Source organism: Herminiimonas sp. CN (genome assembly GCF_000622895.1).
Classification (GTDB): Bacteria; Pseudomonadota; Gammaproteobacteria; order Burkholderiales; family Burkholderiaceae_D; genus AVCC01.
Window position 1 is genome coordinate 1 of the sequence record NZ_AVCC01000094.1, and the last position, 11,657, is coordinate 11,657.

13 protein-coding genes are annotated in these 11,657 nt (G+C 60.6%); all 13 read right to left on the reverse strand.

The genetic code is table 11. The annotated features are described in order from the left end of the window. Nucleotides 1-255: phage baseplate assembly protein (locus HMCN_RS17940; protein ID WP_202962678.1), on the reverse strand; the 255-nt coding region annotated here is incomplete at its 3' end. After that, nucleotides 245-1,687 (reverse strand): DNA circularization protein, encoded by a 1,443-nt coding sequence (locus tag HMCN_RS0115335; protein ID WP_025918201.1) that lies wholly within the window; start codon nucleotides 1,685-1,687, stop codon nucleotides 245-247. The genes HMCN_RS0115335 and HMCN_RS17940, both read right to left, overlap by 11 nt. A gap of 98 nt (nucleotides 1,688-1,785) precedes the next feature. Beyond that, the gene (locus HMCN_RS17945) at nucleotides 1,786-4,134 is read right to left on the reverse strand and encodes a phage tail tape measure protein (protein WP_025918202.1); all 2,349 of its coding nucleotides are present in this window, start codon (nucleotides 4,132-4,134) and stop codon (nucleotides 1,786-1,788) included. Between the two features lie 114 nt (nucleotides 4,135-4,248). Continuing rightward, on the reverse strand, nucleotides 4,249-4,560 hold the full coding sequence (locus HMCN_RS0115345; RefSeq protein WP_025918203.1) for a phage tail assembly protein: 312 nt from the start codon (nucleotides 4,558-4,560) through the stop codon (nucleotides 4,249-4,251). A gap of 2 nt (nucleotides 4,561-4,562) precedes the next feature. Next, nucleotides 4,563-4,916 (reverse strand): phage tail tube protein, encoded by a 354-nt coding sequence (locus HMCN_RS0115350; protein WP_081801540.1) that lies wholly within the window; start codon nucleotides 4,914-4,916, stop codon nucleotides 4,563-4,565. A 76-nt stretch (nucleotides 4,917-4,992) separates the two neighbouring features. Further along, nucleotides 4,993-6,477 (reverse strand): phage tail sheath subtilisin-like domain-containing protein, encoded by a 1,485-nt coding sequence (locus HMCN_RS0115355; RefSeq protein ID WP_025918205.1) that lies wholly within the window; start codon nucleotides 6,475-6,477, stop codon nucleotides 4,993-4,995. Nucleotides 6,478-6,513: 36 nt separating this feature from the next. Then, on the reverse strand, nucleotides 6,514-6,729 hold the full coding sequence (locus tag HMCN_RS0115360; protein WP_025918206.1) for a DUF2635 domain-containing protein: 216 nt from the start codon (nucleotides 6,727-6,729) through the stop codon (nucleotides 6,514-6,516). Beyond that, nucleotides 6,726-7,325, reverse strand: a complete 600-nt coding sequence (locus HMCN_RS0115365; protein WP_025918207.1) for a hypothetical protein — start codon at nucleotides 7,323-7,325, stop codon at nucleotides 6,726-6,728. Before HMCN_RS0115365 ends, HMCN_RS0115360 begins: the two co-directional genes overlap by 4 nt. After that, nucleotides 7,322-7,807, reverse strand: coding sequence for a hypothetical protein (locus tag HMCN_RS0115370; protein ID WP_025918208.1), 486 nt, complete (start codon nucleotides 7,805-7,807; stop codon nucleotides 7,322-7,324). Before HMCN_RS0115370 ends, HMCN_RS0115365 begins: the two co-directional genes overlap by 4 nt. Then, nucleotides 7,804-8,439: a hypothetical protein gene (locus HMCN_RS0115375; protein ID WP_025918209.1), complete on the reverse strand. Its 636-nt coding sequence runs from the start codon at nucleotides 8,437-8,439 to the stop codon at nucleotides 7,804-7,806. Before HMCN_RS0115375 ends, HMCN_RS0115370 begins: the two co-directional genes overlap by 4 nt. Nucleotides 8,440-8,444: 5 nt before the next feature. Next, the gene (locus HMCN_RS0115380; protein ID WP_025918210.1) at nucleotides 8,445-8,774 is read right to left on the reverse strand and encodes a hypothetical protein; all 330 of its coding nucleotides are present in this window, start codon (nucleotides 8,772-8,774) and stop codon (nucleotides 8,445-8,447) included. An 82-nt stretch (nucleotides 8,775-8,856) separates the two neighbouring features. After that, nucleotides 8,857-11,421, reverse strand: coding sequence for a hypothetical protein (locus HMCN_RS0115385; protein ID WP_025918211.1), 2,565 nt, complete (start codon nucleotides 11,419-11,421; stop codon nucleotides 8,857-8,859). Further along, nucleotides 11,367-11,657, reverse strand: a 291-nt coding sequence (locus tag HMCN_RS19920) for a hypothetical protein (protein WP_238552199.1), incomplete at its 5' end; no start/stop codon positions are given. The genes HMCN_RS0115385 and HMCN_RS19920, both read right to left, overlap by 55 nt.

Here is an 11,657-nt window from a genome sequence, read left to right on the forward strand (position 1 = left end):
ACCATGCGCCTGCTTGTCGAACGATGGCCGCACCGAATCGGTGTAGCCGGTAATCACGGTCTGACCGTTGATCTGCAGTTCGCAGGCGTCGCCGGGTTTTATCTGCCACGGCTGCGACTGCCCGGCCCAGCGGTCCATTACGCCCAGCTCGAACGCGCCGGCGCACTGCTCGATGCCGATTTCCGCGCGCAGCGTCTTCCATCCGGAAAACACCAAGCCGCCAACTTTCAGGGAAACAACCGGGCTAGACGACACGGCGCACCTCCAGCGGCAGGCCGCCCGGTACGAACAACGGGTGCAGCACAGTGGCCGCCGCCTGGTTGCGTTCGACCAGCTCGGCCGCATACGCGCCGGAGCCATATAGGCGGTACGACAGTACTTGCGCCGGCACCGACGCCGGCAAGGTCATTTTGGATAGTTGCGCCAGATCCGCGCCGCGCGCGGTAATGTCGCGCACCATCGCGCTGCGCAAGTCGTGCAGCGCTGCATACACCGCATCCGGCGCATCCAGCATCAGCATGTCCAGCGCGTCGTACAGGATGTCGCGCACCGCCACCGATTCATCGGCACTGGCGAACGGCAGGTAAATCGACGAGCGCACCGCTTCCACTACCGCACAGCGAGCCACCAGGGCAAACACCGCCGCCTGGTTGGCGGCCTGCTGCCGGCGCACCGGGGTATTGGTCGGGATGGTCGGCCGTACATACGAGCTGGATATCTGTCCGTTAACCAGCAGCGACAACGCTAAATAAATGGGGTTCGATCCAGCTGCAGGGGCATAGCCATACATCGCCAGCGGCAGCAGGCTGCGCAGTGGATTGGTTGGTTTGCTGGCATTGCCGAAGGAATTGACTGACGAAGTGGCGCCGGACGATGCCCCGGCAACGGACGATGTCCCAGCAAAAGACGAAGAAGACGACAACACGGCGCCGAGTGCGCTCAGGCTGCGCGATGGGCTGACCGACGATCCCTGCGCGCCGGAGAAGTCAAACAGGCCGACCAGCGCCCGGAACTGCACCGACAGCTCGGTAAATAGTGCATTCGGCATCGCCAGCAAGCCCATCACATTGGCTTTCAGCATCGAGCCGGCGCGCACCAGCTGCGACAGCGCGGATAAATCAAAGCGCATCGCCGAACGTACCGAGCTGACCACATCGTTGATATGGCCGATCTCATCCACAATCGACTGCACCGACCAGGCCGGCGCGCCATCGACAGAAAACTCGGAGGCGAAATCCTCTTCCATCGGGCCATAGGCATCGTCGGCCGCATCGTCCACCGCCTGCTGGGTATCGACCTCGGTGGACGGCTGCACTTCCTCGCCCGCTTCGACAAACGCCAGCGAAAACGACACCATGCCGCGCCGCTCGATGAACTGCTCGCGCAGGCGCGCCGGATGCGCAAGCGATACCTGCAGGGTGCCAAGGGAAGGGTGGATCAGCGTGCCGGGGCCGGCTTCGGTCAGCGCCGCGATCAGGCGCTTCATGTTGAACAGGTAATTGTCCCCGATCAGGAAGCCGTCGATCACGAATTCGGACGCCTTGCGTCCCATGTCTTCCGGCAGCGGCAAATCCTTCAGCGGAAATTCATGCAGCACCGTGCGCCGGCCGACCGAGGTATCCGCGCTGGATACCTCAAATCGGACGCCACGGAAAGAGGCAGGCTGCAGTTCGTCTCGGAAGCTCAAGGCAAATCTCGGTCACACGATGAAGTGATGCCGAGTTTGCCGCCTGCGTCAATACAAAAGGAGGGGGGGAGTTGTTAGGTTGCAGGCACTGATATTGATCAGTGGATCATCATTGGACCGGTATCCAGCCGGATGCCTTTGCCGCTGACGCTTTGCTTTGTCACGTAGGGTTTACCCATCTCATTGAATGCAACGTCGATCTTGAGCCTGGCATCGATGGGCAGCGGTTTAAGGCCTTCCGTCAATGCTCTTTGCACTGCTTCGACATTCCCGCCCGGCGTACCCATTTGCCGTTGTATCGCCATGCTCGGAACTGCGTTGACCACTGACGGCAAAGCGATTGGCGGTGTCATCGGGTTAAAGGCCGTTTGCATCTGTTGCCGGGCTTCAGGGGAATTCAATTTGCTTTTTTCGTGCAAGTTATCCAGGTATGTATTGGATGCGGATTTCTTGGCGTCCCCGAACATCGCTTCACCTGCGGCGGTGCCTGCTTTTGTACCGTAATGGTTTCCCACCAGACCGCCGATTGTTAAACCGACTATCCCACCCACCAAAGTGCCAAGGCCGGGAATGACGCTGCCGACAGTCGCACCTAATTGCGCACCAGCCAACGCACCAGCCACTCCGCCTGCTGCACCGGTATAGCCGATTTTCTTATCCTTGCTGCTGAGACTGTCATTGTTGGCGATGTTGTAGGCATCATAGGCACCATACGCTAGTGCCATGGCTATATTGCTTTTCACACCGAAACCACCGGGTAACGGGGTTTTGCCGCCCGAGCCCTTCGGCGCACCGGGGCTTCCTGGCATGCCGGGGACTCCCGGTATCCGACCCAGCGCCAGGGACGCGGCGGTGGCATTTTTGGTCAGTAACATCATCACGCCCGCCGCCACGCCAGCGCCGGCAGACAGTGTAGTGACGGCAACATAGCCGCCGCCGAGCGCCGTGCTCAATACCGGATACTCGCGCCCCACTTTACTGACCCCATCCCAAAATACGTTCAGGCTCGGCACCAGCTTCTGCATGGCCTCGTTCTGCGCATTCAGCAGTTCGTTCTGGGATTGCTGCTGCTTGAATCCGGGCCCGGCTGCGATCACGGAGTAATTGCCGTCGGTGGTGCCGTCCGCCGCCCCATTGGTAGTTGCGCTTACCTGCTTGTCGAACTCGACGCTTTGCTTTTTGAATCCGAGGAACGCGCCCTTGGCTTGCCGATCCTGCAGTACGTTGCCGATGGCAGATCCTTGCACCAGCGCCAGTTGCTGCTCCAGGATATCTTCCTGTTCCTTGCCAGTGGCGCCCTTGCGTTTCGCTTCCAGCGCCACATATCGCTTGTCCTTCAGCATCACCTGGTCAACCAGCTTGGCAAATGCAGTGATTGGGTCCACGCCCTTGCCGATCGCATGTTGCAGGCTGCCTGTCAGATCGATTCCCTGTTTTTTGAAATCCTTTTTGGTGTCATCGCTGTTGATCTTTGCCAGCAGGTTGGCCACGTTGTTGCCTGCCATATCCGTGCTGCCGGCGGTAGTGATCGATGCCTGATTCAGCGCCAGCAGTTGCGCCAGGCCCTTTTCGCCCTTCATGCCGAGGTTGGCCGCTTCCGCCATTTGTTGCGGCAGCCACTTCGCCATGTCCTTTAGCTCGAAGCCGCCCAGGTTGCCGGACTTCATCGCCATATCCATGATCTTCGGCATGTCGGTGGCTTTGAAGCCGAAGTTCTGCATTGCCCGGATACCGATATCGGCAATCTCTTCCGGCCGTGCGCCGGAGGCTGTCGCGCCTTTCATCACCGACGGCAGCATGGTCAGCGCATCCTTGTCGCTAAGCGCCCCGGATCCAGTCATTTTTTGCAGCGCATCGGCTGCATCGTCGCGCGTGCCGCCGCCCTTGCGCGTTGCGTCCAGAATCGCATCGTTCAGCTGCGCCTTGCCGGCAATCCGTTCTGCCGGCGATTTGTCGGCCATCGCCACGTTAGCCAGGTGCGCCAGCTTGGTGTCGTAATCCACCATTTTATCGACGTGCGGAGCAAATACCATCTTGCCGGCCTGCCAGCCGGCCATCGCTGCGCCCGCTGCCTTGCCGCCGGTGACCAGCTTGTCGAGCGTTTTGGAGAGCCGGCTGGCTTCTTCGTTGGTTTCACGCAGGCCGCGCCGCCCTTTCTGTCCGATCTTTTCAAGATTGTCTGCGGCCAGGTTGGCCGCCTTCGCCAAACGCTCCACTACCGGCGGCAGCACGGTCAGATCCTGCTGCAGATCGCGCGGACCGTTCGTCTGGCCCATCTTGCCGATCTGTGCAGTCAGGGCATCCACCGAGGCGCCGATCTGTTGCACGATTTTCGGCAGGCTGGAAAATTCCTTGCCGGCGCTGCCGACGAAGGTCTGCAGGTCTTTCAGCGCCTGCGTATAGTCGGTGAAGATCCGGACGCCGATATCCTCCGTCTTGTTACTCATCGTCGTCGGGTTCCCTGGTCAGCTGGTCAATGTAGAAATCAAAACGATGGGCTGGTAGAGAAAGGATTTCCTGCTCCGACCAGCCCGTTTTTACGCCGAGGAATAGCACAGCCCTTAGCCGGTCGCTTCGCTCGGCGACGATTCTTCCCCCAACTTGGCCACCTCAGCCAGTCCGGTGCGCAGCAGATGAAAATCCGGCGGCGCCAGCTTGCGGATCATGCCGACCGTGAATGGCCCCTCGTAGCTGCCCACCCGCACCAACTGGCGCATGGCCAGCTCGGCATTGAAGTTCATCGGCTTGGCCGACGACACTTCCAATTCTGCATCCAGCATGTCTTCGGTAGTCATCTCGCGCAGCTCGAAATCCATGTGGACATCTTTGCCGACCTTCATGCCCTTTTTAAATTGTCCAATAAAGGTAGCCATGCTTACATTTCCTCCACATCGCCATAGAAAGTAGCGGAAATCTTGCCGCCGCTTGCGATGGAACGCGCCTGTCCGCACTTGGCGTTGCGCATCATGAAGGACAGGCCGTTATTCCCCTCCGCAATGATGGTGCCGTTCTTCATCGCCTGGACCGGGCGCAGCTTGAAGCCTTCGATCGCCAGCAGCGTGCACTTGAACATACCCGGCTGCAGTTTCTCAGCGGTATGGGTATTGCCGGAAGAATCAAGTACCGGTTCATTGTCGGCGCCTCCGATATCGATTTCGGTGGCGCGTTCTTCGGTAGCGTAGGTCTGACCGTCGAAGGTCATTTTTAGTCGTGCAAGTAATGCAGCCATGCTTTTCTCCTGTGCTGTTGCTGGCCGACCATATCGAGCACATCCTCCATATGGTCTGACACATTAATTAATGTACTTAGTTAATAAACTTGACCGCTGCGGCGAACACATCGAACTGGTTCACCAGGTTCGGGCTGGCCACTGCGTTGACCTGGTTCGGGTTGGCGATCGAGCGCAGGATCAGCAAGGTTTTTTTGAACTCGTCCACGTTTTCGATGATGCCGGCGTATTCCAGCGTGCGCGCCAGAGCGATGGTCTCGATCTTCAGCACGCTCGGCGTGACGATCGGCTGCCCTGGGGCGAAGTTGGTGCCGTCGTCGGCCAGCTTGAAATCCGGGTAGCGGGTCGCAATCAGCACTTTCCACGCGTAGCGGAAGTAATCGGCGGTCCATTTGCTCTGCAACTTGAAGTAGGCCCGGGTCGGCACGCCGAAACTGTTGGTTTTATAAGTCGTGGAAACCATCTCGATCATCGCATTGCCGCCGGCGTCGTAACGCAGGGTGGAAATCCCGTTCTTCAGCAGGTTGTTGCGGGTCGGCTGGTCGAAGCGGGCGACTTCAGCCGGTGCCGGGATGCCCGGCAGGACCATGCCGAAATACGGTCGCGCCGGGTCGCCGGAGCCGCGCAGTGCACACAAACCGGCCACCGACGCGGCAATGCGCCACGGCGCAATCATGTTGCCCTCGCGCGGGATGATCGACACATGCGGGCTGTTGCGTCCGGCGCCGTACGTCACCAGCGTGGCGAAGCTACCGGACAGAGCGGCGAAGCAATGCGATTCCTGCTGTTTCATCGGACCGTAGCGGTCGGCGAAGTCGGCCTCGATCTTGACCATGTTGCTGCTGTCGGTCCAGGGGCTGATCAGCACGATGCGGTCGTCGCCCTTGATGGCGGCCAGCAGCGGGCCGATATCGGGGTTGCCGGTGCCGCCCGCCATCGGAGTGACGGTCAGCGCCACGCCGGACGGCAGGTTTTGCCCGAGATAAAATGAGTGGCGCACATCGAGGTCATTGCCTGATTCGCCTTTGTGCCTGGCTACCAGCGCCAGTGTGGCCGTGGTTGGCGCCACCGGTACCGACAACGGCAGATCCGGATTGGCGTTGATCTGGGTCGCAATGTTGGCCGCGATCTGGATTGCGGTATCGCCGCTGGTCACGCCGACCTGCACCAGGGTGCCGTCGATATACAGCGCAATGGTGCCCGATGCCGTCGCAGGGCCAGCCGCGAGGATGGAACCGGTTGCCGCCACACCGGCCACTAGGTCATCGGCGGCGATAATGGTAAATTTGCCGTACGGGTGCGCCTTGAATGCTTCAGCCGCCATCTGCGCCAGCAGGGAGCCGCGCCCGCCCAATTGCGTGACCTGGTCAGGCGTCGCCACCGGCACTTCGGTCGGCATCAGGGTCACCGCAGTACCGGCGTCCAGCTTCTGGCCAATGATGACGATCTTGCGCGGGATCGGCGGCGTGCCGCTGTCGGCGCGCGAGCCGTCGATTTCAATATATTGCCCGGGCACGAGAACGTCGGCCGGGATTTCGCGGAAGCTGACATTGTCGGCCATGGCGGTTCCTCTCTGTTAGGTGGTACGTGAATGGACTTACTTGGGCTTGGTTTTCGGTGCCGCCGGGGTCGACTCTGCCTGTGCGTCGGCAGATGCTGGCACATCCTCGATCGTCACGTCGCCGTCCGTCTGGCGCTGATACCAGTAGCTGTTGAGCGCAACAATCTTGCCCTCGGCAGGCAGATTGCCGTTGCCGTCCGGCAGCGGCACGATCATGCCGGGCTTTGGGGTGATTTTTTTCTGATTTGTCATGGGGTGCTCCTGGGGATATCGACGCGCAGCTGCGCGTCGGGTTGGCTGGTGGTGTAGTCGGGCACGTCTGCGGCCCATTTGCTGTGTTCAGCCGCGCTCTGGTGCGGCTGATTGATGTCGATATCGGCTTGGAAGGTCAGGAAGTCGGTCAGGTGGCCGATGGTCTCGTCCAGGGTCAGCGGCTCGGTGGCGTCGTACGGGCCGCATTCGACCGCCACCGACACCCAGCCGTACGGCGTTTCGAGCTGAGCCGAATGATCGATGCCGGTGATGCGCATCAAGGGGCCGTACAGTTGGCGCTGGATCAGGTTCTTGATCTCGCGCGCCATGATCAGCTCGATCTCCTCGATCTCTTCACCAGTGGCTTTTTCATGCAACTGCACTTGCCCGACCACCATGAACTTCAGCATCTGGTCAAACACATCCGCGCCCGTCTGGCCGACGGTCACGATGGTAAATACGCCGGCCTTCAGCTCGGCTGGCGGGCGATCGGCATAGTCCTTCAGGCTGCGGGTGACGATGCGCAACGGGTATGCGGCCGCCAGTGCGGTCTTGAAGGTGCCCAGGATTTTGGATTCGGGGGTCTGTGGAGTCATGTTTCAAACGCCTGTTGTGCTGCGCTATGGACGCCTTCGCGCAGCAGGGCGATCACACGGTCATCCATCTTGTCGCGGGTGCGCTGTACGAACGGGTTGGCTTTGGTGCCGTGGGCGGCGATGAAGCGCTGCAAGCCCCTAGCGCGGATCCGCAGCTGCCTCGGGTCGGTCACGCGCTTGGTCACGCGCAGCCAGTCCATCAGCGGATTCAGCGGGGCCCAGTGCGGCCGGCCGCCGTTGTTGACGGCGGCCGCGTAGCGCATCTTCGGCCCGACGCTCCAATCGGCGATGCCGTTCTTGCGCGAATTGATACTCCGGCTCAGGTCGCTCAATGCAAACGGCACCTCCATCCTCTCGGCCTTGCCGAATTCATTCGCGCCGCGCTGCACGAAGCGGTCCAGCGTCTTCGGCATCGACACCAGCGCCCGCGCCACCCGCTTCTCCAGCTGCCTGGCATCGACCTCGATATGCAGGATGCTCATACGCCCAGCCTCGCCACTTTGGATTCCCACTCGCGCATCATTTCAACGTGCAGGGCGGCCGGAGTCATGTTGCGCGGGGCCGAATGCAGGCCGTCGCGCATCTGCACCGGTTTTTTGATGTTGCGCATCGACATTTCGCGCATCGCTTCGGCCTGGGCCCGCAGCAGCAGCAGAAAGCGGTCGCCGGCGGGCAGCGTGGTTTCGGCAGTGGTGTCGCCGATCACCTGCTGGCCGAAATAGTAGTAGCGGAACTCGGAACCCAGCGTCATCAGCTGCAGCTGGGTCGGCGCCGGCGTCAGGTGCAGCTCGCGCCCGGATACGCCGTCAGCCACATGGACATCCGGCATCGGCCCCGGCCACTGCCGTTCCCACGGTTTGGCGCGCGCTACCGGCGCAATGCCCCACAGCGACGACTTGAAGAGGTACAGATTGGCCGGCGCCGGGTAATCCATGCGGCCGACCTCGGCGGTCAGGGTGCCCAGCAGCGTGCGCGGCCGATGGCGGCTGAAGTCCAATGCCGCCACGTCCAGCAGCCGCGCCATGTCGCCGGCATCGACGAACGACTCCGCCGCATCGTGCAGCGACGCGGCCAGGTCAGCCGCAAGATCGGCGCGGGACATCGAACCGGCCATGCTGATTACGCCCCGGCCTTATCGGTGGCGCGCCGCAGGTTCTCTGCCGTCATCGCCTCGATCAGGGATTTGCGGTTCTGGCCGGCCTGCTCCAGCAAAACCGCGTGCGCCAACTGGTCGTCGGACATGTGGGGCAACTGTTCCGTAACAAGCTTGACGTTAACTTTTAATAGTTCTGCGACCTGGTCAATCTCTTCCTCTTCGACTGCGACGCCTTCCGGCTGGTAATCCGGCAACAGCGACGGATCGACATCGCGGGTCTCGCCCGGGGGGATGGTGACCCCGCCGACATGCTGGAATCGGGTTGTTTCGTTGGTGTAAGACACTTTGTTCAATGCAATCTCCTTGGGTTCTCGCCACAACCAGCCCACCGTCGCGGTGGGCTGGGGCTACGCTTGGTCAGGGGTTATTCCTTGCTTAGCGGCCTGTGAAGCTGAACGCAATCAGCGAAGTCATGCGGCCAGCGACCGGAGTCGGCACCTTGATGGCGGAATACTCTTCGCCGTACGCTTGCTTTTTGCCGATCGGACGGCCCTGGCTGTCCACCGCCTCGAACGGCTGGCCGGTCACGAACGGCTTGCCGACCACATAACCCAGCATGCCGCGCTGGCCGATGATGATCCGCTCGTCGCCCAGATCGACGCCCGGCGCATTGGTGCCATAGGACGGCAAGCCCTTGACGCGCTCCAGGTCGCCGTCGCCGCTGGTATCGGTACCGTCGCGCTTGCGCGACAGCGCGAACTGCTCGGCGTTGGTGATGGTGTCGTTCAATACCGGCGACATCAGCAGGTAATCGGGCGTGACGAAGCGCTGGCCGGACAGCAGCGCCTTGCGCGCGCCGATGCCCTGCAGCACCTTGTTGAGCTGCTGCTCGTAGGTCAGGCCGGCCGCGATATCCAGATCGACCTTGGCCACGTTGGTGGCGCGGCTGTATGCGATGGTGTTGGTGCCGGTTGCGGCCGGCATCACCGCCACGCCCAGCTGGTTGACGAACTGGAGGTAGCCCAGGTTATAGCTGTTGATGCGGTAATAGGTGCCGGTGGCCTGGGTATTGCTGCCGTCATACGGCAGGCAGGCAGCAGAGCCCAGCACCACCGTGATCGGGTTGACCGCTGCGCCGACCGTATTGCCCTGCAGGTCGCGTTGCTGGAATGCCCGCACAATAGGGAAGGCCGCCGTTTTGACCTGGCTGGTGGCGCCAAGCTGGTCGGTGAAAGATTCGGCCGGTACCGCCACCGCGCCGAAAGCGTCGGAGGCGCGCTGCAGCTCATTGATGATGCGGCGGCAGATCAGCTCGCGCATGATGCGGGCGTTCGACTCGACGTTGCGCGCCATCGCGTCCCAGTTGATCGCAGCCGCCTGGGTAAAGTGGATCGCCTCGTTCGAGATCAGCATCGCCAGCTTCATCGGCAGGATGTACGCGGTATCCATGAACTGCCCGATGCCACCGCGGTGGATCGGCTGGCCCTCATACACGATGCCGTCGTTCATCACTGCCGACATGTCGCGCACTTCATACGGGATCTGGGTAGTCACTGTGGCCGAGAAATCCGTCATCGCCTGCACCAGCTCCAGCACACGCAGGTCGGACAGCGCTTCGCGGATCACCTCGCGCCGGAATCCAACCGGCAGGTTGGTGTCCGAAATATTCACAGTGCCGCCGCCGGACAGCATCTTGACTTCATTCGAGATTTGCCCGGAATGCAGACGGTCGAACTCGGCCAGCACCTTATTGATAAAAACGTTGTCCTTGGGCGACAGGCGCAATTTGCCTTCGGCGAAGTGCGAAGTCAGCTTCAGGTTGTCGTGATAGATGCCGGCCAGCTTCTTCGACTCCTCGAACGGTACCGAAATGCCGGGAATGCCGATGCTGCCCAGCGGCGCATGAAAGCCCAGCGCAGAGAGTTGTCGCGCCACCGCCAGCTGATTGCCCTGCGTGATCTGCACCTGGGCCAGCTTGACCACCTGTTCCGGCGTCATCTCCGGCGTGACCAGCTCCACCACCGCTTCGGCCAGGGCTTTCTTCACGTCCGCGTCAAATGTGGTGACCGCGGCTATGGTGTCCGACAACAGCTTGACATTGCCGGCCTGCTTGTCGGCCAGCGCCTTGACGCCGGCTGCGGCCTTCTGGTTCTCGGCTTGCATCAGAGCGATGACCTGATCAGCCGTCATGCCGGGGGCAATTGCCGGCACATTGACCGACAGGGTAACTTCGCGACCGCCGATTTCTTCGGCCAGCTTGATACCAGTATCTTCGAAGGCTTTCAGCAGGATTGTCGCAGCGGCTTCCTCAAGAACATTTTTAACTGACTCTGCAGCGGCCAGCATCAACGATTCAATAACGCTGGCAGCGAGTTTCTTTTCTTGCAAAGTCTTGCGTAATTTTTCAAGCAATTGTGCGTGTTTCATGTGTAGCTCCTGCAGTAATTTGGTTTGGAGTTCTGGATGGATGATGAGCGGTGTTTCATCACCGGACTCAGATAAGCGCGTCGCATCGACCGGCTGGTTACCCTTGACCGCAGGGCGGACCACCAGTCCAGCGCCCATCATCAACGGGCCGCGATGTTCGCTTGTTTCAGGGTCCACGTAGTCGTCGGTGTATTCGATCGACAGATAGGTAAAGCCCTTGTTCTTCACAGCATCGGTGCCGTATGGAGTCCACTCCATCAAGCCTCTGAGCCGGTTCCCCTCGACGGCCAGCTTCACGATTTTTGCGGCGGCACCGGCATTCGGTGCATGCGCGACATCGAGGAAGATGTCCTGACCGTAAGTGCCCTTGTTGAAGTTATCGACGATCTGCAGCAGCAAGCCGCGTGTGATGTCTACGACGCCGTAGCGCGGGTCGCTGAACTTCACAACACGGGTAATCGTCTCCCATGTAGATTTCTTGTCACCCTCAAGAGACACTTGAGCGCCCACAAGAAACCTTACGGACAGGTGTTGGCTGGCATCCAGACGGATGTGACGCGGTTGTTTTTGCATTGCTCGCCCTGAAAAAAACGCATGGCATCACCCCTGTTTCGAGGGAGACGGCTCGGAGGGGACACCGATGCCATGCAATAAACTTTTGAGTCAGGACACAGTTTCAGGGTTTTGGCAATACAAAAGGAGGGGGGGGAGTTGTTATCTTTTGGGTCGAAAAAAAGACCCACGTAAATAGGGACGATTAAGTAGTCAGCATACACCCCTTTCGTCCGCCTGTCGAGCATCATAAAAAC